The 25661-nt window shown below is 64.3% G+C and carries 26 protein-coding genes; 16 read left to right on the forward strand and 10 right to left on the reverse strand.

The window, feature by feature from the left end; translation table 11 throughout:
• Positions 1–35 precede the first annotated feature (35 nt).
• The 4 genes from RX330_RS06290 to RX330_RS06305 all read left to right on the forward strand — a co-directional run bounded on the left by RX330_RS06290 (position 36) and on the right by RX330_RS06305 (position 3012).
• A complete protein-coding gene (locus RX330_RS06290; protein ID WP_317242414.1) occupies positions 36–1646 on the forward strand; it encodes an acyl-CoA synthetase in 1611 nt (536 codons plus the stop codon).
• An 8-nt stretch (positions 1647–1654) separates the two neighbouring features.
• The gene (locus RX330_RS06295; RefSeq protein ID WP_317242415.1) at positions 1655–2122 is read left to right on the forward strand and encodes a MarR family transcriptional regulator; all 468 of its coding nucleotides are present in this window, start codon (positions 1655–1657) and stop codon (positions 2120–2122) included.
• Between the two features lie 75 nt (positions 2123–2197).
• Positions 2198–2566, forward strand: a complete 369-nt coding sequence (locus RX330_RS06300; protein WP_212080466.1) for a nuclear transport factor 2 family protein — start codon at positions 2198–2200, stop codon at positions 2564–2566.
• Between the two features lie 2 nt (positions 2567–2568).
• Complete coding sequence (locus RX330_RS06305; protein ID WP_317242416.1) at positions 2569–3012, forward strand: hypothetical protein; 444 nt, start codon at positions 2569–2571, stop codon at positions 3010–3012.
• A gap of 1 nt (position 3013) precedes the next feature.
• Here RX330_RS06305 and RX330_RS06310 read toward each other — a convergent pair whose 3' ends face one another.
• Positions 3014–5245 (reverse strand): ATP-binding protein, encoded by a 2232-nt coding sequence (locus tag RX330_RS06310; protein ID WP_317242417.1) that lies wholly within the window; start codon positions 5243–5245, stop codon positions 3014–3016.
• A gap of 260 nt (positions 5246–5505) precedes the next feature.
• Here RX330_RS06310 and RX330_RS06315 point away from each other — a divergent pair, with 260 nt between their 5' ends.
• The gene (locus RX330_RS06315; protein ID WP_317242418.1) at positions 5506–6285 is read left to right on the forward strand and encodes a DUF2189 domain-containing protein; all 780 of its coding nucleotides are present in this window, start codon (positions 5506–5508) and stop codon (positions 6283–6285) included.
• A gap of 53 nt (positions 6286–6338) precedes the next feature.
• Here the strand turns inward: RX330_RS06315 and RX330_RS06320 are convergent, their stop codons facing one another.
• Together RX330_RS06320 and RX330_RS06325 are read right to left on the reverse strand one after the other, a co-directional pair.
• Entirely contained in the window at positions 6339–6851 is a 513-nt protein-coding gene (locus RX330_RS06320) for an SRPBCC family protein (RefSeq protein ID WP_317242419.1), read from the reverse strand.
• A 28-nt stretch (positions 6852–6879) separates the two neighbouring features.
• Positions 6880–7194 carry an ArsR/SmtB family transcription factor gene (locus RX330_RS06325; RefSeq protein WP_317242420.1) on the reverse strand — a complete coding sequence of 105 codons (315 nt, stop codon included), beginning with the start codon at positions 7192–7194 and terminating at the stop codon, positions 6880–6882.
• A 124-nt stretch (positions 7195–7318) separates the two neighbouring features.
• On the opposite strand from RX330_RS06325, the gene RX330_RS06330 reads away from it, so the two are divergent.
• The gene (locus RX330_RS06330; RefSeq protein WP_317242421.1) at positions 7319–7936 is read left to right on the forward strand and encodes a LysE family translocator; all 618 of its coding nucleotides are present in this window, start codon (positions 7319–7321) and stop codon (positions 7934–7936) included.
• A gap of 3 nt (positions 7937–7939) precedes the next feature.
• Here the strand turns inward: RX330_RS06330 and RX330_RS06335 are convergent, their stop codons facing one another.
• Positions 7940–8743: an N-formylglutamate amidohydrolase gene (locus tag RX330_RS06335; protein WP_317242422.1), complete on the reverse strand. Its 804-nt coding sequence runs from the start codon at positions 8741–8743 to the stop codon at positions 7940–7942.
• Between the two features lie 75 nt (positions 8744–8818).
• Here RX330_RS06335 and RX330_RS06340 point away from each other — a divergent pair, with 75 nt between their 5' ends.
• Positions 8819–9217, forward strand: a complete 399-nt coding sequence (locus tag RX330_RS06340; protein ID WP_212080473.1) for a gamma-glutamylcyclotransferase — start codon at positions 8819–8821, stop codon at positions 9215–9217.
• Here RX330_RS06340 and RX330_RS06345 read toward each other — a convergent pair.
• A complete protein-coding gene (locus tag RX330_RS06345) occupies positions 9214–9777 on the reverse strand; it encodes a chlorite dismutase family protein (protein ID WP_317242423.1) in 564 nt (187 codons plus the stop codon). The genes RX330_RS06340 and RX330_RS06345 overlap by 4 nt on opposite strands.
• A gap of 270 nt (positions 9778–10047) precedes the next feature.
• Here RX330_RS06345 and dnaG point away from each other — a divergent pair, with 270 nt between their 5' ends.
• From dnaG to RX330_RS06365, 4 genes are all read left to right on the forward strand, one after another.
• Positions 10048–12069, forward strand: a complete 2022-nt coding sequence (gene dnaG, locus RX330_RS06350; protein WP_317242424.1) for a DNA primase — start codon at positions 10048–10050, stop codon at positions 12067–12069.
• Between the two features lie 375 nt (positions 12070–12444).
• Complete coding sequence (gene rpoD, locus RX330_RS06355; RefSeq protein ID WP_317242425.1) at positions 12445–14601, forward strand: RNA polymerase sigma factor RpoD; 2157 nt, start codon at positions 12445–12447, stop codon at positions 14599–14601.
• A gap of 53 nt (positions 14602–14654) precedes the next feature.
• On the forward strand, positions 14655–16391 hold the full coding sequence (locus RX330_RS06360; protein WP_317242426.1) for a hypothetical protein: 1737 nt from the start codon (positions 14655–14657) through the stop codon (positions 16389–16391).
• A gap of 94 nt (positions 16392–16485) precedes the next feature.
• Complete coding sequence (locus RX330_RS06365) at positions 16486–16866, forward strand: thiol-disulfide oxidoreductase DCC family protein (RefSeq protein WP_317242427.1); 381 nt, start codon at positions 16486–16488, stop codon at positions 16864–16866.
• Positions 16867–16884: 18 nt separating this feature from the next.
• Here the strand turns inward: RX330_RS06365 and RX330_RS06370 are convergent, their stop codons facing one another.
• The 3 genes from RX330_RS06370 to RX330_RS06380 all read right to left on the reverse strand — a co-directional run bounded on the left by RX330_RS06370 (position 16885) and on the right by RX330_RS06380 (position 18689).
• The gene (locus RX330_RS06370) at positions 16885–17121 is read right to left on the reverse strand and encodes a hypothetical protein (protein ID WP_317242428.1); all 237 of its coding nucleotides are present in this window, start codon (positions 17119–17121) and stop codon (positions 16885–16887) included.
• Between the two features lie 497 nt (positions 17122–17618).
• Complete coding sequence (locus RX330_RS06375; RefSeq protein WP_317242429.1) at positions 17619–17963, reverse strand: hypothetical protein; 345 nt, start codon at positions 17961–17963, stop codon at positions 17619–17621.
• A 198-nt stretch (positions 17964–18161) separates the two neighbouring features.
• A complete protein-coding gene (locus RX330_RS06380; RefSeq protein ID WP_317242430.1) occupies positions 18162–18689 on the reverse strand; it encodes a hypothetical protein in 528 nt (175 codons plus the stop codon).
• A gap of 171 nt (positions 18690–18860) precedes the next feature.
• Between RX330_RS06380 and RX330_RS06385 the strand changes: the two genes are divergently transcribed.
• Positions 18861–19667, forward strand: coding sequence for a lytic transglycosylase domain-containing protein (locus RX330_RS06385; protein WP_317242431.1), 807 nt, complete (start codon positions 18861–18863; stop codon positions 19665–19667).
• A gap of 114 nt (positions 19668–19781) precedes the next feature.
• Here the strand turns inward: RX330_RS06385 and RX330_RS06390 are convergent, their stop codons facing one another.
• On the reverse strand, positions 19782–20612 hold the full coding sequence (locus RX330_RS06390) for an SDR family NAD(P)-dependent oxidoreductase (protein ID WP_317242432.1): 831 nt from the start codon (positions 20610–20612) through the stop codon (positions 19782–19784).
• 122 nt (positions 20613–20734) lie between these two features.
• On the opposite strand from RX330_RS06390, the gene RX330_RS06395 reads away from it, so the two are divergent.
• The 4 genes from RX330_RS06395 to RX330_RS06410 all read left to right on the forward strand — a co-directional run bounded on the left by RX330_RS06395 (position 20735) and on the right by RX330_RS06410 (position 24297).
• Entirely contained in the window at positions 20735–21109 is a 375-nt protein-coding gene (locus RX330_RS06395; RefSeq protein WP_317242433.1) for a response regulator, read from the forward strand.
• 56 nt (positions 21110–21165) lie between these two features.
• Positions 21166–21777, forward strand: a complete 612-nt coding sequence (locus RX330_RS06400; protein ID WP_317242434.1) for a LysE family translocator — start codon at positions 21166–21168, stop codon at positions 21775–21777.
• Positions 21778–22422: 645 nt separating this feature from the next.
• Entirely contained in the window at positions 22423–23646 is a 1224-nt protein-coding gene (locus tag RX330_RS06405) for a GGDEF domain-containing protein (RefSeq protein WP_317242435.1), read from the forward strand.
• Positions 23647–23670: 24 nt separating this feature from the next.
• Complete coding sequence (locus tag RX330_RS06410) at positions 23671–24297, forward strand: N-acetylmuramoyl-L-alanine amidase (RefSeq protein ID WP_317242436.1); 627 nt, start codon at positions 23671–23673, stop codon at positions 24295–24297.
• A gap of 389 nt (positions 24298–24686) precedes the next feature.
• On the opposite strand, the gene rpoH is transcribed toward RX330_RS06410, so the two are convergent.
• Positions 24687–25586 (reverse strand): RNA polymerase sigma factor RpoH, encoded by a 900-nt coding sequence (rpoH, locus tag RX330_RS06415; protein WP_212080488.1) that lies wholly within the window; start codon positions 25584–25586, stop codon positions 24687–24689.
• Positions 25587–25661 lie beyond the last annotated feature (75 nt).

Consider the following 25661-nt stretch of genomic DNA (forward strand, 5'->3'; position numbering starts at 1 on the left):
ACGGCCATGACGGAGTTGCTGGGAAGCGCCAAGCCATGCTCACCGAAGCCAAGTCTTACGACGAACTCGCGCGCAACTTCCGCTGGGACATTCCCGCGCGCTTCAACATGGCGGAAGCGTGCTGCGATCGCCATGCCGACGGCACCGGCCGGCTCGCGCTGATCTATGTCGACGAGAACGGCGCGACCAGCCGCACCTCCTTCGACGACGTCGCCGGGATGTCGCGCCGCTTCGCCAATGTACTGAAGGCGGGCGGGCTTTCGCGCGGCGACCGTGTCGCGGTGTTTCTGTCGCAGTCGTTGGAACTGCCGATCGCGCATATGGCGGCGTTCCGCTCCGGGATGATCTCGATCCCGCTGTTCGCGCTCTTCGGCGAGGACGCGCTGGAATTCCGCCTGTCGAACTCCGAGGCCAAGGCCATCGTCACCGACGAAGGCGGCTGGGAGAAGCTCGCGAAGATCCGCGACCGCCTGCCTGATCTGAAGACCGTCTATGTCGTCGGCGAGCGGGCGCCGGCAGGCACGACGTCGTTCTGGGATGCGGTGAAGGCCGCTTCGCCCGACTTCGCGCGGGTCGACACCTCCGCGGACGATCCGGCGCTCATCATCTACACCTCGGGCACCACAGGCAACCCGAAGGGCGCGCTGCACGCGCACCGCGTCGTGCTCGGCCATCTGCCGAACGTGGAGATGTGTCACAACTTCCTGCCGCGCCCCGGCGATCTCATGTGGACGCCGGCGGATTGGGCGTGGATCGGCGGCCTCGTCAACGGCCTGCTCGCGTTCTGGTATCACGGCATCCCGCTGGTCGGTCACCGCGCGCGCAAATTCGAGCCGCAGGCGGCGATGCAGATGATGGCCGATCTCGGAATCCGCAACGTCTTCCTGCCGCCGACGGCGCTGAAGCTGATGCGGCAGGCCGGCGTGAAGCATCCGGACGTCAAGCTCCGCAGCATCTTCACCGGCGGCGAATCTCTCGGCGGCGAATTGCTGGGCTGGGTGCGCGAGACCTTCGGCATCGACGCGCACGAGGTGTTCGGCCAGACCGAGTGCAATCTCGTGATCGGCAGCAACTCCAACCTGTTTCCGATCCGCCCGGGTTCGATGGGCAAGGCGACGCCGGGCTTCGACGTTCGCATCGTCAACGACAAGGGCGAAGAATTGCCGCGCGGTCAGCGCGGCATCATCGGCGTGCGCCAGCCATGCCCCGTCACCATGCTCGAATATTGGCGCAATCCTGAGGCGACGGCGAAGAAATATGCCGGCGAGTTCCTGCTCACTGGCGATCTCGGCGTGCAGGACGAGGACGGCTATTTCTGGTACGTCAGCCGCGAGGACGACGTCATCACCACCGCCGGTTATCGCGTCGGCCCGTCCGAGATCGAGCATACGCTGATGAAGCATCCCTCGGTGGCCATGGCCGCGGTGGTCGGCATCCCCGATCCGATCCGTACCGAATCGATCAAGGCCTGGATCGTGCTGCGCCCCGGCTTCACCGGCACCGACGCGCTCGCGCGCGAGATCCAGGAGTTCGTCAAGGTGCAGCTCGCCGCGCACGAGTATCCACGCTTTGTGGAGTTCGCCGAGACGCTGCCGATGACGGCGACCGGGAAGGTGCTGCGGCGCGAGCTGCGGGCGAAGGGTTAACTGCGACAATGGCAAAGACGCCTCAAGCCGCGGGGCTTCACCGCGCCTCGCTGACGAAGCTGCATGAGCTCGATGCGGCGCTCGAGCTCATGTATTACGGCTGGCGCGGCATGACGCTGGAGGCCGACGCATATCTTGCGAAGCAGGGCCTGTCGCGTCCGCACCACCGCATCCTCTACGTGGTGGCGAGGCGGCCCGATATCGCGATCGGCTCGCTGCTCGAGGTTCTCGGCATTTCCAAGCAGGCACTTAGCCGGCCGCTCAACCTGCTGCTGGAACGCAAGCTGCTGACGTCGAAGCGCTCGCCCGAGCAGCATCGCTCCAAGCTGCTGCGCTTGACGGAGGCCGGGCGTCGCATCGAGCAGCGGGCCTCGGATCACGAGCGCAAGGTCCTGCGCGAGGCGTTTGATCGCGCCGGCGCGTCGGGGGCGGCGGCATGGATGGCGGTCATGGGGGCGATCGCCGACCACAATTGACGAAACCTCAAGTCAACATAGTTGACATGAGGGGCCGGCTTTGCCACCTTCCTCGCCGCGAGGGAGGGTCGTGTCATGAGCGCACAGAAGATGAACCGCGCAGCCGCCGAACGTTTCGTCGCGGCGTGGTGCGCGAGCTGGTGCAAGGTCGATATCGACGCCGTCGTGGCGCATTTTGCCGAGAATGCGCAAATGCGGAGCCCCTTGGCGCTGACGCTGACCGGTTCTCCCGTCATCACCGGCATCGATAATATCCGCGACTATTGGCGCAAAGCCTATGGCCACATCGAAAGTGCCGACCTCAGAATTCTGAGCTGGAGCTGGGACGATGCGATCGCGCGGCTGACGGTGTGGTGGCAGCTCGGTGACACCCGGGCCAGCGAGTTCATGGATTTCGACGATGTCGGCCGCGTCGTCCGCAGCGAAGCCTTCTACGGAAAATGATAATGCGCCTTTCGGATATCGTTCTGCTGCTCAACACGCTCTGGTTCGTCGGCGCATTCGTCCAGTTCAGCATTGCCCAGCGCAACACGCTGAAGATATTGCTGCCGCGGGAAGAGCGCGGCAATCCGATCGCGCCGACCCTTGCGGCCAGCGTTGCGTTCCTCGGCGCGATGAATCTGCCCATCGGGCTCTTGTCGTTCTATCTTCTGGTCGCGCGTCCGACCTTCTTCCAGCCGGTCGAGGCGCAGCTCGCGCTGTTCCTGTTCTTTGCCGCCTGCCATTTCGGCCAGTTCGCCTACAATCTCCCGGTGCTGATGCGCGGAGGCCGGGTCGGGGTTGCGTACTGGCCGGTGCTGAAGGGTCCGATGCTCCGGATCTTCGTGATAGACGCAGGCTTGTTCGCGGCCAATCTCGCAGTGGCTCTCCGGCTCGCGATGGCGTCCTGATCTAGCGCGTTGGCTCCGAGAGGGCGGAGCGCAGCATCGCGGCAAGGTCCTTTCGCCGGAACGGCTTGGTCAGAATGCGGGCCTCGCCGACCCCGTCGGGCGTCTTGACGGGATCCTGGCTGTAACCGGAGGTGAAGAGCACCTTGAGCCCGGGCCGCAGCTTGGTCGCCTGCCTCGCCAGCTCCGGCCCGAACATGCCGCCGGGCATGACGACGTCGGTGAACAGCAGGTCGATGCCTTCGGTCTGGCGCAGCACGTCGAGCGCCGCGGGTCCGTTCGACCTCGTGATGACGCGGTAGCCGAGCGCCTTCAATTCACTCTCGACATAGGCGCAGACCATGTCGTCGTCCTCGACGACGAGAATGGTCTCGTGTCCGTCGGCTGCGGTGACCCGCTCCGGCGGCGGCGGCTCCTCGGTCGGCGCCGTCGCGAGGCGGGGAAAGAACAGCCTGACGACGCTGCCTTGGCCGGGTTCGGACTGCATCTGCACCAGCCCGCCGGATTGTTGGGCAAACCCGTAGACCATGCTGAGGCCGAGGCCTGTCCCCTTGCCGACCTCCTTGGTGGTGAAAAACGGCTCGAACGCGCGCCCCAAGACCTCGCTGCTCATGCCGCTGCCGGTGTCCGTGACGGCGACCATGACGTAGTCGCCCGGCCGCGGTTCGCCGTTGACGTCGAGGTCGGTTTCGCCGAGCGATGCGTTGCGCACTTCGACCATCAGCTTGCCGCCGTCAGGCATCGCATCGCGCGCGTTGAGCACGAGGTTGAGGACGGCGGTCGCCAATTGGCCGGGATCGACGCTGGCGAGCCATAGGTCCGGCGCGAACGTGAAGCTGGACTCGATATGCTCGCCCAGCGTCCGCCGCAGAAGCTGCTTCATGCCGGTCACCTGCTCGGCGATGTCGACCTCCCGCGGCCGCAGCGGCTGCTTGCGCGCGAAGGCGAGCAGGCTTCGCGTCAGGTCGGAGCCGCGCTCGGCGGCGGTCGCAATGTCGTTGGCGATCCGGTGCAGTTCCGTGTTGCCCGCGAGCCTGTCGGCGAGGTGCTCCGAATTGCCGAGAATGACGGTCAGGAGATTATTGAAGTCATGCGCCACGCCGCCGGTGAGTTGGCCCATGGCTTCCATCTTCTGGGACTGGCTGAGCTTTTGGCTGAGATCGGCGATGGCGGCGCGCTGTTGCTCGAGCGATTCGGCCGTGCTGTTGAGCAGCGTCATCAATCCGCCGAGCTCGCCGCCCGGATGGGGCTCTGGAATGCGTGCGCTGAGATCGCCGCGACCGAGCCTTTTTGCCATGGCTGCGAGTCGTCCGATCTGGCGTCCGACGCTTACGGTCGCGAGCATCAATAGGCCGGCCAGAAGCAGCAGCAAGGCCACCGCAAGAATTGCCATGTCCTCGTAGAGCCGGCGGTTTGCCGCCGCGACCAGTCCATCCTTGGATCGTCCGACCATGATGGTGAGGCCGGCCTTGCGGATCGAGGGCGAGCGGGCGACGCCCCAGATGTGCGTGCGGCCCGCGCTGTCAGTGATCTCCCGAAACGGCTCGCCATCGGGTGCTGCCGCGAAGCGGAACAGGTCGGAGCCCGCAATGGATCCGCCGACGGGCACGCTCCAGCCGCCGCCTTTGGGGGCGGCCAGGACCGTTCCCTTGGCGTCGACGAACAGGATGTCCTTCTCGGCGAGCAGCCGCTTGTCGTGGAATTCCGCGAATTTGTTCAGGTTGAAGGACGCGAGCAGCACGAATTTCAGCGCGCCCGCCTCCGATCGCACGGGATAGGCGATCTGCAGTACCGAGAGCCCGGTGAGACGGCCGAACACCGGCTCCACCGCGGCGACGCCTCGAAGATTCTTGACCTCTTTGAAATAGCCGCGGTCGTTCAGGTCGAGCGTGCGGTTGGTCCGCAGCGAGTCGCAGAACAGTCTGCCGTCGGGATCGATGGTCAGGATGCCCGTGAACTGCGGGTATTCTTCGCGCACTTCCGACAGAAACGCCGAGCACGCCGCCTTGTCGCGCGTGTCGAGGTCGCGGGCACGGGCGAGACCATAGTGAAGCTGGGTGGTGCCCTGAATCTTCTCGTCCAGATCGCTCGCGATGTCGTCGGCGGCTGCGGCCAGATTGGCCAGGGCGGCGTTGATTTCGCTGGACCTGTTCTGCACGAAGCGCAGCCCGACGAGGGTCGCCGGCACCAGCATGGCCGCGATGACGAGGATCAGTAACCGGGTACGCAGGCTCATCGATGGGTGGTCCGCTCAGGTCGTCGCGTGTGCTGGTCCGAAGGTACAATTTGCGGCACCGTCGTTGGCCCAGTCCATAGCAATCGGCCCGAAAACCAGACCAAGCAACAAAGATTTCGAGCCGCGAGCGTTGCGGTGGCCAAGAGGAGGCTGGCGCCGCTTTCGCGTCATCCGGCATCAAGTTGCGCCGGCGCGCCGCGGCGTTAAGATCGTGGTCGATCCGTGCGCCGAAAGATCGCGCCGATGTGTGGAGGAAGCTGATGTCCATCTCGGGCAAGGTTGATCCGGTGGTGCGTCCCGTCGCGGCGACCGACATCGCCGAGGCGCTGGTCGAAGGCCTGCGCGATTTCCAGGCGCTACCGCTTTACGGCCTCTGCTTCGGCGCGCTCTACGCCGCCGGCGGCATCGGCATCATGCTGTGCCTCACCGCCTACGGCATGATCTATCTGGTCTATCCCCTGGCGGCCGGCTTCGCGCTGATCGGACCGTTCGTGGCGATCGGCCTCTATGAGGTCAGCCGCCGCCGCGAGCGGGGCGAGCCGGTGTCCTTCGGCGCGATCTGGTCCGCCGTGCGCTCGCGCAGCGAGATCGGCTGGATGGCGTTCGTCACGCTGTTCGTATTCGTGGTCTGGATGTACCAGGTGCGGCTTCTGATCGCGCTACTGCTCGGCCTCAACGCCTCCTTCTCCAGCCTTCAGGAATTCATGACCGTGGTTCTGACCACGAATGAAGGCCTGCTGTTCCTCGGCATCGGCAATGCGGTCGGTGCCGTGCTGTCGCTGCTCCTGTTCTCGCTGACCGTGGTGTCGTTTCCGCTGCTGCTCGATCGCGACGTCGATTTCGTCACGGCGATGGTGACGAGCGTGCGCGCGGTGGTGACGAGCCCGCTGCCGATGATCTCGTGGGCCGCCGTGATCGTGATGCTGCTGGTCGTCTCGGCGCTGCCGTATTTTCTGGGGCTGATCGTGACGCTGCCGGTGCTCGGGCATGCGACGTGGCATTTGTATCGGCGGCTGGTGGTGCCGCTGCCGCAACTCTGACGTGGTGCGGACGAAGGCCGGACGAATACGTGTGATGCATAGATTTGCAGCGCCTAAGGTATCTTGATCCCCATCGCCTTCAGCGCTTCCAGCAGCTTCACTGGAGGCGACATCGCGATCTGCGGCGCCTTGCCGGTCTCCAGCAGACTTTTCAGCCCCGACAGGATCGCGGGCCAGCCGGTGCGGCCGCCGGACAGGATGTCTTCGCTGAGCGGGCGATCATGGCGCTGGCTCAGGGTGACGCGGACGGCTTCGCCGGCCGGCTCGATCTCATAGGTGACGACGGTGATGCCAAGTTTCTCGACGAGGCTGGGCCAGTTCACGTTCCACGTCACCGTCAGTTTCCTGGGTGGATCGTATTCGAACACCTCGCCGGAGATGTGCTCCGAACCGTCTGGCGCGCGCACGATGAAGGTGCCGCCGAGCTTCGGCTCCATCTCCACCGCGAAGCCGGAAAAGTACTCGCGGCTGAACTCGGCCGAGGTCAGTGCCTCCCAGACCTTCTCCGGCGTAGAGACGATGTAGATGGTGTAGACGGTGAGCGGCTTGAATTGGTCGAGGTTCATCGTGCATCAAATCCTTCGTTGAGCGGACTCACTCATCGCGCTTCTCCAACTGACGTTTCAACTCGCCGAGCGCTGCGAGCTTGCCGCGCTCGAATTTCTTGATCCATCGTTCCCCAATCTGATGGATCGGCACGGGGTTGAGATAGTGCAGCTTCTCGCGGCCATGCCTGATCGTGGTGACGAGATTGGCCTCCTCCAGAATCGTAAGGTGCTTGGTCACGGCCTGACGCGTCATCGCAAGGCCCTCGCAGAGCTCGTTCAGCGTCTGGCCGTTTCTGGCGTGAAGCCGGTCCAGCAGCGACCGGCGTGATGCGTCGGCGAGCGCTTTGAAGACCTCGTCCATGGCAGTGATATTATGCAACCAAATGGTTGCATGTCAAGTGCGGCTTGGCGGGCAGCAACGCGCGGCTTCCGTTCCCGCCGCGGCCATGCATTAATGGGCGCAAAACCGCAGCGAGTCCCCCATCATGTCCATGCAAGCCTATCTCGCCTTCGTCGCCGCCTGCATCGCGCTGGCGCTGCTGCCGGGGCCGATCGTCACTCTCGTCATCGCCAACGGCCTGCGTCACGGCACGCGTGCCGCGCTGACCAACGTTGCCGGTGCGCAGGCCGGGCTTGCCATCGTCATCGGCATCGTCGCGGTCGGCCTGACCTCGCTGATGTCCACCATGGGCTACTGGTTCGACTGGGTGCGCTTTGCCGGCGCCGCCTATTTGATCTGGCTCGGCATCAAGCTGGTCTGGACGCCGGTCGAGGGCGTCGATGTCGACGCGCCGCCTCCGCCGCCGCGCGGCGGCTTCTTCCTGCAAGGGTTCCTGGTGCTGCTGTCGAACCCGAAAGTGCTTGTGTTCTTCGGCGCCTTCATCCCGCAGTTCATGGACATGAACCAGCCGCACTTTCCGCAAGTCGCGCTGCTGGGCGCGACCTTCATGATCACCGCCGTGGTGACTGATGCGCTCTATGCCATTGCCGCCGGCCGTGCGCGAAAATTCTTCTCGGCGCGCCGCACTCGGATGATGTCGCGCATCTCCGGCGGCTTCATGATCGGCGGCGGCATCTGGCTGGCGCTGACGCGGGCGAAATGACGCCTAGGCCAGTTGCACCGGCTTCAACTCCGCCGCGATCTCGCTGAGGATCCTCGCCAGCCGTTCGGCCCATTGCTGCTGGCCGGACTGGTCGGCGATGAGATCCTGCCGGATCTCGATGCCGGTGTTGACGAGGCCGCGCGCCTCGCCGTGCACGGGAATCGTGTAGTCGGTGAGGTCGTTCACCGCATAGGGCTCGTTGTCGCCGACGACGAGATCGCCTTCGGCGCGAAGGTGTCTCAACAGCAGTTGCGGCAGCACGGTGTCGCGGTTGTACAGCGCGCCGATGTGCCAGGGCCGCGTGACGCCGGCATAGACGGGCGTGAAGCTGTGCAGCGACACCAGCACCGTCGGCTGCTGCTGGTGTTGGCGGCGGCTGATCGCGGCATCGATGCGATCATGATAGGGCTCGAAAATTTCGCGACGCCGCGCCTCGCGTTGCCATTCCGAAATCCCTTCGTTGCCCGGGATCGCGGTGGCCTCGGAGACGACCGGGATCGAGCTCGCCGCTTCGGGCGGGCGGTTGCAGTCGATCACGAGCCGCGAATAGCGCTGCGCGATCAGATGCGCATCGAGCAGTTGGGCCAGCCGCTCGGCGACGCCGGCGATGCCGATGTCCCAGCCGATGTGCCGCGTCAGCTCGGCCTCGGTGACGCCGAGGCCGCCGAGCGCGCGCGGCAGCATCCGCCCGTAATGATCCGCGGTGAGCAGGAAGGGCGATGTCGCTTGCGCATTCACCTCATGCACGGGCGGAATGTCGCCCTCGCCGAGCAGTTGATCGGTCGCCTCGGCCGTGTGCTGGTCCATCCTGATTGCCTATGAAACGATTACGTGTCTAAACGGAGTATCGATATTGCACCGACGTCGCAACGTTAGAACAGCATGACCTCCGATCGCCTCTTCGTCTACGGCACCTTGATGCGCGGCTTCGACCATCCGATGGCGCGGCTGCTGGCGGGGCATGCGGATTTCCTGGGCGAAGCGACCTGCCGCGGCCGGCTCGTTCTGGTGAAGCATTATCCAGGATTGCTGCTGTCGGAAGCGGCCTGCGACATCGTCCATGGCGAACTCTTTCGGATGCACGTGCCGGGCGAGCTGCTGGGCGAGCTCGACATGTACGAGGCCTGCGGCGAAGGCTTTCCGGAGCCGACCGAATATCTGCGCCGGCTGGTCGACGTCACGCGCGCCGACGGCGCCGCCGAGAAGGCCTGGACTTATGTCTACAACTGGCCCGCCACCAGCCTGCCGGTCATTGAGTCCGGGCGCTTTCTGGAACACTAGGCCGACAGCACCTCCTTCACCACGCGCACGTCGACTTCGTGCTCGACGTAATTCCACTCCTCAGTCCGCCTGAGCATCGCGACCAGCTCCTCGAACAGCGAGGCATCCGCGGGGGCGAATTCGAACCAGGTCAGGAAGTCGAAGGGGCCGCCGAGGTCGCGGCAATGGTAGAGCTGGCGCGCGATGGCGGGCAGGTAGCGCATGCTGCTCGCGATGTGGTGCGATCTGTCCTCGAAGATCTTGCGGCGCTCTTCCTGCGTCAGCTCCCACCAGGCCTGCGACTTGCGGATCGGGATCAGCGCCGCGGAGGTCGCCTCGATCCGGCCGAGCCCCGCTTGCACGGCCACGAGCTGCTGCTTCTCGGGCCTTTCGGTGTAGCGCAGGCTGCTCGCCACGCCGACCAGCCGCCACGCATTGCGCGAGGGCACAAGCGGCAACGAGACCGCCTCGCTGTCGGTCACCGACAGCGCCGGTACGAAGGGCAGGGGCTCGCCCGTCACTGCTGAAATCGAGGTCACCCGCCAGCCCCCGCTCTGGCCGCCGCGAAACGTCCTGAACATGGCCCATGGAAGCGTGGAACCGGGCGCGGTTCAAGCGTTTCGTCATTCCGGGGCGCGCGAAGCGCGAACCCGGAATCCATTTCTCCCAGCATTCCGGCGGCCCAATGGATTCCGGGCTCGCCCCTTCGGGGCGCCTCGGAATGACGGGATCCAAGCCCTGTGCATAGGTCGAATAACCCGGATAACCCGGACAAACCTGACTTCTGGCGAGGCCGCACCTATATGCCTGATCCCAACCCGACTCACAGGGTTTCGCGCTACACAGGCCCCATGCGCTTCACGCCCCAATTCCTCGACGAGCTTCGTGCCCGGCTTTCGGTCTCCGAAGTCGTGGGCAAGCGCGTGAAGTTGAAGAAGGCGGGGCGGGAGTGGAAGGGGCTGTCGCCGTTCCAGCAGGAAAAGACGCCGTCCTTCTACGTCAACGACCAGAAGGGATTTTACCACGACTTCTCCTCCGGCAAGCACGGCGACATCATCAGCTTCGTGATGGAGACCGACGGCCTGCCGTTCGCCGAGGCCGTCGAGCGGCTCGCGAGCATGGCCGGTCTGGCGCTGCCGGCGGTGACGCCCGATGCGGCGCGGCAGGAGCAGCGGCGCCGCACGCTGCACGACGTCATGGATCTTGCCGCGACCCATTTCGCGGAGACGCTGGCCTCGCGCGTCGGGGCGAAAGCGCGTGGCTATCTCGCCGACCGCGCCATCTCGCCGGCGACGCAATTGCAGTTCCGGCTCGGCTATGCCTCGCCCGATCGCTTCGCGCTGAAGGAGCATCTCGGCAAGCTCGGCGTTTCCGTCGAGGACATGGTCGAGACCGGGCTCTTGGTGGCCGGTGACGACATTCCCGTGCCTTACGACCGCTTCCGCGACCGCGTGATGTTTCCGATCACGGATCTGCGCGGCCGCGTCATCGCCTTTGGCGGGCGCGCGCTGGAGAAGGACGTTCCGGCCAAATATCTGAACTCGCCGGAGACGCCGCTCTTCCACAAGGGCGACAATCTCTACAACCACCAGACCGCGCGCAAAGCCACCCATGACGGCAGCGTGCTCGTCGTGGTCGAGGGCTATGTCGACGTCATCGCGATGGTGACCGCGGGCTTTGCCGGCAGCGTCGCGCCGCTCGGCACCGCGCTCACCGAAAGTCAGCTCGCGCTGCTCTGGAAGATGGCGGACGAGCCGATCCTCTGCTTCGACGGCGACCGCGCCGGCCAGAAGGCCGCGTATCGTGCCGCCGATCTCGCGCTGCCCTTCCTCACACCCGGCAAGAGCCTGCGCTTTGCGCTGCTGCCGGAGGGACAGGACCCCGACGATCTCGTCCGCTCCGGGGGGCGCGGCGCGATGGAGGAGGTGATCGGGGCTGCCCGTCCGCTCGCCGACATGATCTGGTCGCGCGAGCTCGAAGGCGGCAATTTCGCCACCCCCGAACGCCGCGCCGCGCTGGAAGCGCGCATTAGGGAGCTGACCAACGGCATCCGTGACGAGGTGGTGCGGCGCTATTACCGCGACGAATTCGTCGAGCGGCTGCAGCGCGCCTTTGCCCCGGAAGGCGGGCGCGGCGGCTTCGGCGGCCGGAGCAATTTCCGCCAGGGCGGCGGCCGCCAATTCCAGCCCAGAGGCGGGGGAGGCGCGAATCGATTCGGCGGTCAGGGCTTCGGTGGTCAGGGATACGGAGGCCGCCGCGGTCCGTCTGGCCCTACCCCGCTACCTTCTGGCCCCTATCAGGCGGCGAGCCCCCAACTGGCGGCCAGCCCGATCATGAAGGGTCAGCGCAGCGCCATCTCCCGCCGGGAGGCCCTGATTCTGCAAAGCCTGATCAACCACCCCTGGCTGCTACACGACCATCTCGAGGAGGTCGCGGCCCTGGAGCTCGCCCATCCCGAGGCCCACAAGCTCAGGGCCGGCATCATCGCCGCCTTCGCCAACGATCATCACCATTCCCCGGACCCCGGCGAGCTCGCCGAGAAGATGCGCAGCGATCTCGAGAAGGGCGGATTTTCACAAGTCCTTCAAAGAGTTGAGGCCGGTATCACGACCGCGGCGGTGTGGGGTGCCCGCGAAGGCGCGGCCAGGGACGACGTTCTCTCCACCTGGCACCAGCTCGTTGCCTTGCATCGGCAATACCATTCACTACTTAGAGAGCTGAAGGACGCCGAGCTGGCCTTGGGGGAAGACCCCAGCGAGGCCAATTTGGCGTGGCTGCGTGACGTCAAGGCGCGTCTGGCCGAGGTCGACGGCACCGAAGCCCTGATCGAGGGTTTTGGCGAGCTGTCGGGCCGGCTCCAGAAGAGCATGTGATGAAAGAATCATGCGGACGGCCGGGGCCGGAACCGCTAAAAGACTCGCCAAATCGTGGGTTTGGCGACAAAAACAGGGTTAATCGAGGCTTAACGGTCTTGTAGCACTTTGGCCCAGAGGCGGCCGCAGGCAGAACAGACGCGTCAGGATGAATCCGCGCAATCGCTGTTGGCACTACACCTGCAACCGCTGCGACAAAGAAGCTGACGAAGCGTTAGGCAATTCCGGCGAGAGAGAGTTGGGGGTGGCGAGAGACATGCGCGCCGCCCTTTCCGTGTCGAGAGCTGCCGAAGCGAGAGCGTCGGGCAACAGGTTCATGTGAATTCACGCGGACGCGGCGCAGCGTCTCGCATGAAGCGCGTTTAGGAGCAATGGATGGCCACCAAGGCAAAGACGCTGCAGGCGAAGGACAAGGAAAAGGACGACAAGGCAGCGGATGCGCCGGAGAAGGACTCCCAGGACGCGCCCTCGCCGTTGCTCGACCTGTCCGACGCCGCCGTGAAGAAGATGATCAAGCAGGCCAAGAAGCGCGGCTTCGTGACCTTCGATCAGCTCAACGAAGTCTTGCCGTCCGACCAGACCTCGCCCGAACAGATCGAGGACATCATGTCGATGCTCTCCGACATGGGCATCAACGTCACCGAAGCCGACGACAGCGAAGGCGAGGAAGAGAAGGACGAGGGCGGCGAGGACGAGACCGACAACGAGCTCGTCGAAGTCACCCAGAAGGCCGTCACCGAGGTCAAGAAGAGCGAGCCGGGCGAGCGCACCGACGATCCCGTTCGCATGTATCTGCGCGAGATGGGCACGGTCGAGCTGCTCTCCCGCGAAGGCGAAATCGCGATCGCCAAGCGCATCGAGGCCGGCCGCGAGGCGATGATCGCAGGCCTGTGCGAAAGCCCGCTGACCTTCCAGGCCATCATCATCTGGCGCGATGAGCTCAACGAAGGCAAGATCTTCCTCCGCGACATCATCGATCTCGAAGCCACCTATGCCGGTCCCGACGCCAAGGCCGGCATGAACAATGCGATGATATCAGGTCCCGCCGGCGAGAACGGCGAAGCGCCCGCCGAAGGTGGCCAGGCCGCCGCGGCAGTCGGCGCCCCCGCGCATGTCGCCCCGCCCGCCGCGCCGCCCTCGCCGACCCCGTTCCGCGCCGCGCCTGCCGCTGGCAATGTCGGTGAAGGCGTGAAGGATCCGGGCGAATCCGCCGCCGAAGCCGACATGGACGAGGACGACGAGTTCGAGAACCAGATGTCGCTGGCGGCGATCGAGGCCGAGCTCAAGCCGAAGGTCGTCGAGATCTTCGACAAGATCGCCGAGAGCTACAAGAAGCTGCGCAAGCTGCAGGAGCAGGACATCCAGAACCAGCTCGATAGCAGCACGCATGGTCCCTCGCTCTCGCCGCCGCAGGAGCGCAAGTACCGCAAGCTGAAGGACGAGATCATCGTCGAGGTGAAGTCGCTGCGCCTCAACCAGGCGCGTATCGACAGCCTCGTCGAGCAGCTCTACGACATCAACAAGCGCCTCGTCTCGCACGAAGGCCGCCTGATGCGCCTCGCCGACAGCCACGGCGTCGCGCGCGAGGATTTTCTGCGCAACTACACCGGCTCGGAGCTCGACCCGCGCTGGCTCAACCGTGTCTCAAAACTCTCGGCCAAGGGCTGGAAGAACTTCGTCCACCACGAGAAGGACCGCATCAAGGACCTGCGCCACGAGGTGCATCAGCTCGCGGCCCTGACCGGTCTCGAGATCGTCGAGTTCCGCAAGATCGTGCACTCCGTGCAGAAGGGCGAGCGCGAGGCACGTCAGGCCAAGAAGGAGATGGTGGAAGCCAACCTCCGTCTCGTGATCTCGATCGCCAAGAAGTACACCAACCGCGGCCTGCAGTTCCTCGACCTGATCCAGGAAGGCAACATCGGCCTGATGAAGGCGGTCGACAAGTTCGAGTACCGCCGCGGCTACAAGTTCTCGACCTACGCCACGTGGTGGATCCGGCAGGCGATCACGCGCTCGATCGCCGACCAGGCCCGCACCATCCGCATCCCCGTGCACATGATCGAGACGATCAACAAGATCGTGCGCACGAGCCGCCAGATGCTCAACGAGATCGGCCGCGAGCCGACCCCGGAAGAGCTCGCCGAGAAGCTCGGCATGCCCCTGGAGAAGGTCCGCAAGGTCCTCAAGATTGCGAAAGAGCCGCTGTCGCTGGAGACGCCCGTCGGTGACGAAGAGGATTCACACCTCGGCGATTTCATCGAGGACAAGAACGCGATCCTCCCGATCGACGCCGCGATCCAGTCCAACCTGCGTGAGACCACCACGCGCGTGCTCGCCTCGCTCACGCCCCGTGAAGAACGCGTCCTGCGCATGCGCTTCGGCATCGGCATGAACACCGATCATACGCTGGAGGAAGTGGGCCAGCAGTTCTCGGTGACGAGAGAGCGTATTCGTCAGATCGAAGCGAAGGCGTTGCGGAAGCTGAAGCATCCGTCGAGAAGCCGGAAGCTGCGGAGCTTCTTGGACAACTAGGATCGAGTAAGATTGGGGCGACGACCATGCGCAGTTTATTGTGAGAAGCTGCCATGGTTGATTTCTCTGATCGGCGCGCTATTGCGAATTGGATATCTGGCACTAGCGATCCCCGGCAAACCGCTGTTGTGCTTGCTGCGAGGGCGGCTCTTCGTGCGCTGCCCTTGGCTGCCAACGCTGCCATTTTCAAGCCGACGAAGAAGAAAACTTCAAACGCTAGCTCAGATTATGCCTTCTCTATTTTTCGAGCGGCTAGCATTGTTTGGGTCATAGCGAAGTATCCTGAGGAACGTCGGCGCCTTCGGCCGTTGGCTTCTGTCTCAGGCGTTAGTAATTATGACTCCGTAACCAGCCCGCTGTCATTTGCAATGGGGACCGCCTCGGACGCGGCGGGTACAGCGGATTTCGCAGCCGCAGCAGCCGCGGCAGATTACGCTTCCGGCACGATTGAAGTCGCTCGCATTGCATTCTCAGGCGGCGGTGACTTATTTCGTTCTGAAGCGACGCCAGACATGAAGAAGCTTGCTGCGGCTGCTGAGCGCGCTCTGATGGCTGACGTCGATCAGCTAGAGAAGTGGCTAACTCCTACTGAACTGGCGTCGCTTCCGCTTTGGCCGGATGGAGTGCCGTCTGCCATACGAAAGCTACAACAGAAACTTCAGAGGGTGCTCCCGCAAAAGGAAGGCTGGGAAACTTGGATCGATTGGTATGACCGCCGTCTTGACGGCAGCTATACCCTCCGTGCGACCGAGCTGAAAAGGATCGAGTTAGTCGAAGGCTTTCCGCGAAATGACCCAGCATTTATCAATGCGCAGATCAAACGTCTGCTCGTCGAGCAGCCCAGAGCGCCCAATTGGGTTAACAGGCTAGCGACGCTCAAGCAGGCTTCGCTGGGCGCGACATTCGTTCAGAGGGGCGACAAGCTTACAATTGATTACGCGGACGACAAATCGGATGCCGCCGCAGCCGCCGACGCAATCACAATTCAGCTCCACGCTGGTGTACAGAAAAGAGCTTACGAATTCTCCGAGATAGCGAAGCGTGTCGATAATCAAATCGGTTGGAGTGGGTTGGGTGCTGCAGCACGTCAATTTTCCCATGCTGTTGATTGTCGCACTTACGAGGTGCCATCTCGAATTGGCACAGTTTATGACACAATCATTACCTTGGGGTCGTTCCTGGAATTGGATGCTCGGTTGCGTAAGTCGCAAGATAGGAGTATCGCCGATCCACTCGATCCAGAAGTTGAGCGTGCCTTTTTCGATCTAATTCGCGCGGCAGCTCCGTGGGTCAGGCGATTTCCTACAGCAAGGAGTCTCGATGACGAGGCAGGCGCCTTCCTGCAACGTCCCGACCTTTACGGCCCCGCCGCAGAAATTATCGATACTGCGCAGGCGGTTCAGGTGATTTCGCCAGACGATGGGGAATTGCTGCGCGCCCTTTCTCAGGCAGCTCGCCGCGGTGAATTCCAAGGTCAGAAGGCCGGTGCGAGAAGCATTTGGTCCTCCAAGAACTTGGTCACAGCTATCGGAATGCTCTTGTCGCTAGAGATCGGGATGATCGGAAATGAAGCCGCCACAAATTCGTTGATAGCTAAAAAGGGAGCCGATTTTTATCTGAAAGCTGAGGCGCAGGTTTTGCGCCTATTCAAGGACGGCGCTCCCGATGTGCTGCTCGCGGTTCAAGCGCTCATAGATGATCTTAAAGAAAAATCGAAGCAGAACGTCCCCGTTATCCCGGAGCCGCCCAAAGAAATCCGCGATCGAGCGAGGCGTCGATCAGATAATTGATCTACTGAGTACCATAATCTTAAGCGAGTTGAATTTTACGAGTGAGCCGTCCTGATTCAAGCAGTGACTGTCTTGTCGTTAGTTGATCGCGATCATGCCGGCTGCCAATTTCACCATCTACTACAAGACCCGCTGCCCCGTCTGCGACGCCGGCATCGACTGGCAGCGCAACAAGTTGCTGGCTCTGGTGCGCGCGGGCATTGTTGAGTTCAAGGACATCAACGAGCAGCTGGATGCGCTGGCGCACTTCGGTGCCACGCTCGACGACATCAGGCGCCGCCTGCATGCGACCGATGAAGCTGGACGGCTCATCGTCGGCGCGGATGTCGCGATTGCGTTGTGGAGGCTGACGCCGGGGGAGGGGCGGCTCGCTGCGCTGTTCGGCAATCGCGTGGCGCTGCCGTTCACGCGGTTTGTCTACGACCGGTTTTCCGATCTGCTGTTCGCCTGGAATAAGAGGAGCGGGCGCTGGTGAGCGCCTGCTCATGTCGTCTTACTTCTTCTTCGCCCCGACCCGCTCCAGCCGCTTGATCTCCAGCGCCGGGCGGCCGCTCTTTTCCGCGATCTCCCGGTCCTGCTCCATGATGAAGCCGCGGGCGGGTTCGTCGCCGTCGAGGCCGCCGAGCAGCTCTGAGGGCACGCGGCGGTTGGAGCGTTGGGAATCGTCTTCATAGAAGACGTTGAAGAAGGCGAATTCGCCTTTGGGATTGGTCCCGGGTTTTTTGGCCATGGCGGCTTGTCGTCGATCAGGGCGCCGCAGTCAAATGACTTTGCGCGTCGCATGCCAGGAGCCGCGGTTTTCACCGAGCAATCGATCGAAAAAGCACGTTGGGGGATGGAAGCGCCCTGGCGCTTCGGGTCCGATGCGGCCCCCTCAATAAACGGCGGGCCGCAAAGCCCGCCGTTTATTTTGGTCTTCAGTGTCACCCGGGGCTGGCGGGGCGACAACCTAGAATAGAATGCTATAACCTGCGCTCTGCGATGGCAAGGCAAATCATGGTGGCGCCGATGTCGCAGCGTGCGCGCCTGATATGCATTGGTTGCGATGTGCGATGTGGAACCGCATCGACGCAAATGTTTGGATTCTCGAACCACTTTGTTCATCCACGCGGCCCGCGATGCAGCGCATGGCGCGCGCTGTGTTGGAAGATGCACGTGCCTGCAAATATTCCCGGCCGCGTGCAGATACTGTGATCGAATGTGCGCCAAGTGTGTTCCGCGCGTATCTCAATGCGAGCGCGTGCGCTGCACCACCTCCTGTGCGGCGAGCCGCGCTCCGTGTCCGCCGCCTTTGCCGCTGTCCTCCTTGCGTCCCTGCGCCATGATCGCGCTGCCCATCGCGGCCGAGCCGAACGTGATGAGGAAGGAGGCGAGCAGCAGAGCCAGCGCGATGCCGGGCGAGCGATCGGCGAAGATCAGATCGCGCAGATGTCCGGGGTTGAGCCAGAGCAGTCCGCCGACGAGTAGCGTCGCGGCGCAGGCGCCGATCGCGAGGTTGATGGCAAGCAGGCGGAACAGGGGAATGCGGAGGAGAGTGAGGCGCGGAGTTCGAGTGGGCTGATGGTTGGGCATGCTGGTTGCTTCATGCTGGCTTGGAGCGCTATCGCCGCGCAAGTATCAATATCATAGCGCGATCTCTCTCCCGTCGTCATTCCGGGGCGCGCGAAGCACGAACCCGGAATCCATCAGGCGGCAGAAATTGTGGCAAAATGGATTCCGGGCTCGCGACCTCGTCGCGCCCCGGAATGACGAGGAGAGAGTGTCGCCACCTCACGCCGCCGGCGCGGCCTGGCCGCTCGCCTCACTCTTCTGCGCCGCCTGTTGACGCTCCATCATGGTCTGCCACAGCGTTGCGATGCTCGCTTGCGTCTGCGGCGCGATCAGGCAGTGGCCTTCATGATCGAAGCCGCAGAACCGCACCGATGGGTCCTTCTTCACCTCGATCAGCGCCTGGTTGATCATCTCCAGGCAGGTGATGACGCCATTGATGTCGGGCAGGCGGGTGTGATGCAGGATGTCCATCAGGCGGAACGTCATCACCGCAGGTTTGCCGAAGCTGATGCCGGGACGGCCGAGCTCGAGCAGCACGTTGACCGCAGGAAGCACGCCCCTGATGTGCTCGAGCACGCCGGCGACGTCCTCCACGCTGCAGGCAACGAGATGGGAGGCCTGCGGCGGGATCGTCACGGGCGCGCGCGGCGCGAGGCCCAGCGAGCTGATCACCTCCTGCTCGATCCATTGCCGCACCGCTGCGGGCGCATTGCGGATCTGCTCGGCGGTCAGTGTAATTCCGGTCATGGACGCTTCTCCTCGACTGCTCTCCTGGTCGCTGCAATCTAGGCAGCGGGCCGCGAGACAGTTTGATGCGGATCAAGCGTTGCGCGTCGAGCTTTGCGCTTTGACGCTCGCTTCGTTCCCGGGCATGATCCGCGCACTGCTTCGCGCAAGGTTTTTTGGGGATTGCTCCGCATGCTGAGACTGCTTCTGGCCGCCGCGTTCGTCATGGGTCTGACCGGCGGGGCGGCGCGGGCCGCGCGCTGCGGCGGCGACTTCAACAGCTTCGTCGCCAGCATGGCCCAGGAAGCACAAGCGGCCGGCGTCTCGGCGAGCGTGACCAGCGCGGCGCTCTCCGGCGTCACGCCCGATGGCGCGGTGCTTGCCTTCGACCGGCGCCAGCGCCACACGTTCAACAAGACATTCGAGCAATATGTCTCGACCCGCGTCGGCCCGGGCCGCATCAATGGCGGCCGCGCAATGCTCCAGCGCCACGCCGTGCTGCTCTCGCGCATCGAGCAGAAGTTCGGCGTGCCGCGCCACATCCTGGTCGCGATCTGGGGCCTGGAGAGCGATTTCGGCAAGGGCGACGTTGGCAAGATGCCGGTGGTCCGCACGCTGGCAACCCTGGCGCATGATTGCCGCCGCACCGACCTGTTCCAGGGCGAGCTGCTCGCCGCGCTCAAGATCGTGCAGCGCGGCGACCTGCCGCTGCGCGACCTCGTCGGCGCCTTTGCCGGCGAGATCGGCCAGACCCAGTTCCTGCCGTCGTCCTACATCAAATACGGCGTCGATTTCGACGGCGACGGCCATGTCGATCTCCGCCACAGCATCCCCGACGTGCTCGCCTCCACCGCGAACCTGCTCCACACCAGCGGCTTCAAGATGGGCCAGCCCTACGGCGAAGGCACGCCGAACTTCGAGGCCATGCGCGAGTGGAACAGGGCGGTGGTCTACAGGAAGACGATCGGCTATTTCGCGGACCGGCTGGCAGGGCAGTAGGGGCGGGCGCCGAACTCGGAGGGTGGCAAAGGCAGGCGCCTTTGCGCCGTGCCCCCCATATCTCTCGATCGCGAAAAATGCGTGAGCACGAGGTCGCGCTGTCGCGCCCCCGACTCACTTCCCCTTCGCCATGCGCTCCAGCTTCCGTTGCAGCGGCGCCCAGTACGTCCCCGGGCGGAAGCGCTGCAAGAGGTCCATGAAGCGGGCGTCGTTGCCGATCAGGATGCGCGGCTCGTTCTTCTCGATCCCCTTGATGATGCGCAGCGCGGCATCTTTCGGCGCCGTCTTCGCCGCGTTCTCGAACCGCTCGATCGACTGTGCGCGGCGGGCATTGTCGGTGACGCCGACGCCGGTGCGGGAGTTGCGCGCGATCGCGGTGGCGACGCCGCCGGGATGCACGACCGACAGTCTGACGGGGCTGCCCGCCACCGCGAGCTCGTGCCGCACGCTCTCGGAAAAGCCGCGCACCGCGAATTTCGCCGCCGCATAGGCCGCTTGGCCCGGCGGCGCGATGATGCCGAAGATCGAGGAGAGGTTGACGATATGCGCTTCAGGCCTCGTCTTCAGATGCGGCAGGAAGGCGCGTGTGCCGTGCACCACGCCCCAGAAATTGATGTCGAACAGCCAGTCCATCTGCGCCTGGTCGACCTCCTCGAACGAGCCCATCAGCGCCACGCCGGCATTGTTGACGACGATGCCGAGCGCGGGATGCGCCGTGATCGCCTCGCTCGCGAACTGCATGACGTCGTCGGCCTCGCCGACATCGACGCGGTGCAGGCTGACCTTGCGCGTTGCGCCAATCTCCGCAGCGAGGCTCTTCAGCCCCGCCTCGTCGCGATCGGCCAGCGCGAGATCGCAGCCGCGCTGCGCAAGCGCGATGGCCAGCGCGCGGCCGATGCCGCTGGCGGCTCCCGTGATGGCGGCGGCGCCGCGAATCGCAGTCATGATGTTCCCCCGTCAAGCCCTCGGTCGTGGAACTATGATTTACATTTTTTCAGAATGGAACCGAACCGAGAGCGAATTGGCCCCTTAACCTACGTTACGCAAGCAAGCATTGGGAGACGCTGATGGGACAGGCACAGCCATTTCGTGCGACGGCGCTGATCGTCGAGGACGACGTCATGCAGCGGGAGATGCTATGCCTGCTGCTGGAAGAGAGCGGCTACCAGGTCATCCAGTGCGAAAGCGCCGAGGCCGCCGAGCGCGTGCTCGACAAGAGCGCCGGCGCGCTCTGCCTGATGCTGACCGACGTCCAGCTTGCCGGCCGCATGAACGGGGTCGAGCTCGCCCATGTCGCCAAGGACCGCAATCCCAGGCTCGACATCGTCGTCACCTCCGGCCGCCCCCTGATGCAGGCCTTGCCCGCAGGTGCCAAGTTCTGGGCCAAACCCTGGGCGCCGCTCGACGTCCTGCGCGAGGCCGAGATCGCGCAGCTGTCTTGAGGCGCGCCGGGCCGGCCCGGCTTTCTCATCGCGGGGCGGCCTGATAAAGTCCGCACATGACCTGGTCCTTCCTGCTCACCTCGTTGATCGTCGTCGCCTCGCCCGGCACCGGCGTGCTCTATACGCTGGCCGCGGCGCTCACCCGGGGCTCACGCGCCAGCATTGCCGCGGCCTTCGGCTGCACGCTCGGGATCGTGCCGCACATGTGTGCTGCGATGCTGGGCCTTGCCGCCGTGCTCCATACCAGCGCGCTCGCCTTCGCTGCGTTGAAATGGTGCGGTGTCGCCTATCTGCTCTACATGTCCTGGCAGGCGCTGCGCGAGAGCGGAGCGCTGGCGGTCGACGGTGACATCAGGGAGCGTTCAAGCGGCCGCGTCATCGTCACCGGCTTCCTGATCAACATCCTCAATCCAAAACTGTCGATCTTCTTTCTCGCCTTCCTGCCGCAGTTCATCGCCGCGGACGAGGCCCATGTGCTGGCGCGCATGCTTGAATTGAGCGGCGCCTTCATGGCGATGACGTTTGCGGTTTTCGCCGTCTACGGCCTCTGCGCCGCCTCCGTGCGCGAGCGCGTCATCTCCCGTCCCGGCGTCATGACGTGGCTGCGCCGCAGTTTTGCGGCGGGCTTTGCCGCGCTCGGCGCCAAGCTGGCTTTCGCGGAGAGGTAGCTTTCGTTCTTACCTTTCCCCACAAGAGTGGGGCGGGGGAGTAAAAGAGCAGCGTAAGCCAACAAGCCAATAAAAAAGCGGGCCTTGTGCCCGCCGTCTTCAAACTCGTTCGATCCTTACCCGACGCCCGGGCGGAGCGAGGCTCCACCCGGGCAAAGAAAAAGAAGCCTCGTTACTTCTTCTTCGCCTTCTTGGCCTTCTTCGCCTTCTTCTTCGCCGCCTTCTTCGCTTTCTTAGCCATAGGATCCTCTTAAGGGTTAATGGTGGAACGCGACACGAGGGATGCTCGGCGGAGGGCCAGCCTCGCAACATCCTCGACGACGAACTCAGCAGATTCGCAGGTCTCTGCCCCGCGCTGTCACATCGATGTCATCGCGTTATCCACAGCTCAGATGCATTTTCGGGTGATTTTGGTGCGCGAATCCGCATCGAGGCTTCGGCGATGCCGTCGCCGGCGACAAGCTTAACGATCCGCCAACGACCCGCGCCCTTCATGAATCCAAAACCAAGGCGGAACTTTCGAGGGTCGCAGTGAGACTCCATTAAGCGCGTCACGCGCATGCTCGCCCGCAAGAACACGGGAGCGGGTATGTACGGACGTTTACCAAGCGAAGAGGGCGGGACCATGCGCGTCCCGCAGTCGCCATGCTGAGCGTGTCGACACTCTGGACGGTATTCGTCGCCAACTTCCTCGCGCTTGGCCTGATCTGGGCCTACGTGGCGCGTTCGTATCCGAAGTTCGCGGCGGCCCGGTTCTGGACGGGATCGGCCTTCATCGGCGCCGCCGGCGCGATGGCCGCGCTGCTTCGCCTGTTCATCGCCTCGCCCATACCGACCGTCGTCGGCGCGGCCGGTATCATCGCGGCCTGCTGCTTGGCGGCGATGGGCATCCAGCGCTTCTACGACCGGCCAGTGTCGTGGCGCCTCATGTCCGCGACCACGATGCTGAGCATTGCCGCCATCGTGGTCTTCCTGCTCGGCTTCGATCAGGTCCAGTTGCGCATGGTGAGCTACACGCTCGGCCAAGCGGTGCCGCTGGTGCTGGCGTTACCCTTGTTGCTGTCGCGGCCCGAGGGCCGCGTCAGTCCGGGGGCTCGGCTGTCCGCCATCGTCATCCTCACCATCATAGGGATGTTCGTGGTGCGCACTGCGGGCCATTTGATCGGCTACGATTTCTCGGCGCAGAGCGGTGGTCAGGTCCACAGCTTGCTGGTGCTGGTTCTGCTGTTTCTGTCGATGACGCTCAATTTCGGCTTCCTGCTGATGGCGATGGACCGCCTGCGCGGCGAGGTTGCCGATCTCGCGCTGCTCGACGATCTCACCGGCGTGGCCAACCGGCGGCATCTGCTGCAGCGCCTGACCGAGGAATGCGCCCGCTCCGCGCGCAACGGCGTGCCGTTCTCGCTGCTGGTGATCGATCTCGACGGCTTCAAGACCATCAACGACACCCACGGCCATGCCGCCGGCGATGCCTGCCTGCAGCACTTTACCCTGATGGCGCAGACGCGCCTTCGGCCCGGCGACATGCTCGCCCGCACCGGCGGCGACGAGTTCTGCGTCGTGCTGCCGTCCTCGTCCTTGCGCGAGGCCGCCGCGATCGCCCGCCGCGTGCTCGAGGTTTGCCGCCAGGATGCCGAGGCCTGCACCGGCGACGAGATCCCGATCGCGATCTCGATCGGCGTCGCGCAATGGGATCGCGGCATCGGCGCATTCCCGGACCGCTTGATGGCCAACGCCGACCATGCGCTCTACGCGGCCAAGAAGAACGGCAAGAACGACTTTGCCGTCTACGATCCGCCGCCGCCGCTCTCGCCCGAGCCGGTCGGTCCTCACGAGGGCGGGCACAAAATTCGCCTGGAGCCGTGCTAGACCAGCGTCCGTGATTGGATCCGGATGATGATGTCTCGCCTGCTCGTAGCCGTTCTCGCCGCCCTGTCTCTGATCGTCCCCGCCGGTGCCGAGGATGCCGAACTGACAAAGCTCGCGCGCGCCTCCGGCACGCCCGACATTCCTGGTCTAAAGATCGTCTGGTTGGCGCCGTGGGGCGACGTCCGCGACGCAAACCCCTGGCGCAACATCATCGTGCACCAGACCGAGGGACCTGCGGGCTCGGCGCGCGGCGGCGCGCAGGCGCAGGCGAAGGCCCCGACGCGGCGCGGCGTCACGGTGTGGGTCGAGACCGACGGCACGGTCTATTGGGCGGTCGCCGAAAACCTGGTGCCGACCCATGGCGACGGCGCCAACCGCAACGACAATAAGTACATCGACAATCGTGCGACCTACCGGCAGGTGCTGCGCGACAACTCGATCGGCGTCGAATTCGCCGGCAATTATCCGGACGTGGCGACCGGTCCGACCGAAGCGCAGGTCGCGGCGTGGAAGATCCTCGTGAAGGTGTTGCGCGCCCGCTACGGCATCCCGCTCGATCGCGTCTACGCGCACAACTGGATCGACTACAAGGACGCGCGCTATTGCGAAGGTTGCTGGCTCGCGACCCTGGCGCGGGTGTGGGGGGAGTAGAGCTGCCTGTCATTCCGGGGCGCGCTTAGCGTGCGCTGAGAGGCACGCCTGCGGCGCCGACTGCAGCCACAACCATAGCTGTCATCGCCCGGTTCAACCGGGCGATCCAGTATTCCAGAGGCCGGTGTTGAAGATCTCGCCGCTACGACAACTGCTGCGGTGTACTGGATGCCCCGGTCCCGGCTCCGCCAAGGCTACGCCGAGGCCCGCAGAGTTGCTCGGCGCGCCGGAGCTTCAGCGAAGGCGGCAAGCCGGAGCATGACACCGAGAGCTGGCTGCGCTGTGCCTCGTTCGAACAGAGCATCACACAGGCAACAAAAAAAGCCGGCGTTGCCGCCGGCTTTTTCGTCTTTTCGATCCGCCAATCTCTTACTGCGGCGAAGCCCCGCTTAGTGCGCGGCTTCCAGCGCGGCCTGCTCGGCCCTTGCGATCGTGCCCTTGACCGCGGACTGCACCTTCTCGAAGGCGCGGACCTCGATCTGGCGGACGCGCTCGCGCGACACGCCGAACTCGGCGGCGAGGTCTTCCAGCGTCATCGGCTCATCGGCGAGGCGGCGGGCCTCGAAGATGCGGCGTTCGCGCGGGTTGAGCACGCCCATGGCGCCGTTCAACGCGTCACGGCGTTCGTCATACTCCTCGTGCTCGGCCAGCATGGCTTCCTGGTTGGGCGTATTGTCGACCAGCCAGTCCTGCCATTCGCCGGCTTCGCCGTCGTCGCGGATCGGTGCGTTGAGCGACGCGTCGCCGCCGAGGCGGCGGTTCATGTCGATCACGTCCTGGTCCGTGACGCCGAGGCGCTTGGCAATGACCTTCACCTGGTCGGGGCGCAGATCGCCCTCGTCCAGCGCGTTGATCTTGCTCTTCGCCTTGCGCAGGTTGAAGAACAGCTTCTTCTGGTTCGCGGTGGTGCCCATCTTCACGAGCGACCAGGAACGCAGGATGTACTCTTGAATCGACGCCTTGATCCACCACATCGCGTAGGTGGCGAGACGAAAGCCCTTCTCGGGTTCGAAACGCTTGACCGCCTGCATCAGGCCGACATTGCCTTCCGAGACGACCTCGGAAATCGGCAGGCCGTAGCCGCGATAGCCCATGGCGATCTTGGCCACGAGCCGGAGATGGCTGGTGACGAGTTGGTGTGCCGCGTCGCGATCGTCATGCTCGCGCCAACGCTTGGCGAGCATGTATTCCTGCTGGGGTTCCAGCATTGGGAACTTGCGGATCTCGGCGAGGTAGCGAGAGAGGCCGGATTCTCCGTTGAGCACCGGCAAAGTAGCGGTACGGGCCATACTGAAGCCCTCCAAAGGTTCAGGCCCCCGATAGCGGCGGGCCAGGCAGACGACCGCTTTGTTAAAGCCGGCCGT

It is taken from the genome of Bradyrhizobium sp. NDS-1 (genome assembly GCF_032918005.1).
Lineage (GTDB): Bacteria > Pseudomonadota > Alphaproteobacteria > Rhizobiales > Xanthobacteraceae > Bradyrhizobium > Bradyrhizobium tunisiense.

Excerpts from the sequence above, each read along its gene's own strand:
- RX330_RS06290 (WP_317242414.1), top strand. The coding sequence starts at position 36 with ATGCTCACCGAAGCCAAGTCTTACGACGAACTCGCGCGCAACTTCCGC.
- RX330_RS06295 (WP_317242415.1), top strand. The coding sequence starts at position 1,655 with ATGGCAAAGACGCCTCAAGCCGCGGGGCTTCACCGCGCCTCGCTGACG.
- RX330_RS06300 (WP_212080466.1), top strand. The coding sequence starts at position 2,198 with ATGAGCGCACAGAAGATGAACCGCGCAGCCGCCGAACGTTTCGTCGCG.
- RX330_RS06305 (WP_317242416.1), top strand. The coding sequence starts at position 2,569 with ATGCGCCTTTCGGATATCGTTCTGCTGCTCAACACGCTCTGGTTCGTC.
- RX330_RS06310 (WP_317242417.1), bottom strand. The coding sequence starts at position 5,245 with ATGAGCCTGCGTACCCGGTTACTGATCCTCGTCATCGCGGCCATGCTG.
- RX330_RS06315 (WP_317242418.1), top strand. The coding sequence starts at position 5,506 with ATGTCCATCTCGGGCAAGGTTGATCCGGTGGTGCGTCCCGTCGCGGCG.
- RX330_RS06320 (WP_317242419.1), bottom strand. The coding sequence starts at position 6,851 with ATGAACCTCGACCAATTCAAGCCGCTCACCGTCTACACCATCTACATC.
- RX330_RS06325 (WP_317242420.1), bottom strand. The coding sequence starts at position 7,194 with ATGGACGAGGTCTTCAAAGCGCTCGCCGACGCATCACGCCGGTCGCTG.
- RX330_RS06330 (WP_317242421.1), top strand. The coding sequence starts at position 7,319 with ATGTCCATGCAAGCCTATCTCGCCTTCGTCGCCGCCTGCATCGCGCTG.
- RX330_RS06335 (WP_317242422.1), bottom strand. The coding sequence starts at position 8,743 with ATGGACCAGCACACGGCCGAGGCGACCGATCAACTGCTCGGCGAGGGC.
- RX330_RS06340 (WP_212080473.1), top strand. The coding sequence starts at position 8,819 with ATGACCTCCGATCGCCTCTTCGTCTACGGCACCTTGATGCGCGGCTTC.
- RX330_RS06345 (WP_317242423.1), bottom strand. The coding sequence starts at position 9,777 with ATGTTCAGGACGTTTCGCGGCGGCCAGAGCGGGGGCTGGCGGGTGACC.
- dnaG (WP_317242424.1), top strand. The coding sequence starts at position 10,048 with ATGCGCTTCACGCCCCAATTCCTCGACGAGCTTCGTGCCCGGCTTTCG.
- rpoD (WP_317242425.1), top strand. The coding sequence starts at position 12,445 with ATGGCCACCAAGGCAAAGACGCTGCAGGCGAAGGACAAGGAAAAGGAC.
- RX330_RS06360 (WP_317242426.1), top strand. The coding sequence starts at position 14,655 with ATGGTTGATTTCTCTGATCGGCGCGCTATTGCGAATTGGATATCTGGC.
- RX330_RS06365 (WP_317242427.1), top strand. The coding sequence starts at position 16,486 with ATGCCGGCTGCCAATTTCACCATCTACTACAAGACCCGCTGCCCCGTC.
- RX330_RS06370 (WP_317242428.1), bottom strand. The coding sequence starts at position 17,121 with ATGGCCAAAAAACCCGGGACCAATCCCAAAGGCGAATTCGCCTTCTTC.
- RX330_RS06375 (WP_317242429.1), bottom strand. The coding sequence starts at position 17,963 with ATGCCCAACCATCAGCCCACTCGAACTCCGCGCCTCACTCTCCTCCGC.
- RX330_RS06380 (WP_317242430.1), bottom strand. The coding sequence starts at position 18,689 with ATGACCGGAATTACACTGACCGCCGAGCAGATCCGCAATGCGCCCGCA.
- RX330_RS06385 (WP_317242431.1), top strand. The coding sequence starts at position 18,861 with ATGCTGAGACTGCTTCTGGCCGCCGCGTTCGTCATGGGTCTGACCGGC.
- RX330_RS06390 (WP_317242432.1), bottom strand. The coding sequence starts at position 20,612 with ATGACTGCGATTCGCGGCGCCGCCGCCATCACGGGAGCCGCCAGCGGC.
- RX330_RS06395 (WP_317242433.1), top strand. The coding sequence starts at position 20,735 with ATGGGACAGGCACAGCCATTTCGTGCGACGGCGCTGATCGTCGAGGAC.
- RX330_RS06400 (WP_317242434.1), top strand. The coding sequence starts at position 21,166 with ATGACCTGGTCCTTCCTGCTCACCTCGTTGATCGTCGTCGCCTCGCCC.
- RX330_RS06405 (WP_317242435.1), top strand. The coding sequence starts at position 22,423 with ATGCTGAGCGTGTCGACACTCTGGACGGTATTCGTCGCCAACTTCCTC.
- RX330_RS06410 (WP_317242436.1), top strand. The coding sequence starts at position 23,671 with ATGATGATGTCTCGCCTGCTCGTAGCCGTTCTCGCCGCCCTGTCTCTG.
- rpoH (WP_212080488.1), bottom strand. The coding sequence starts at position 25,586 with ATGGCCCGTACCGCTACTTTGCCGGTGCTCAACGGAGAATCCGGCCTC.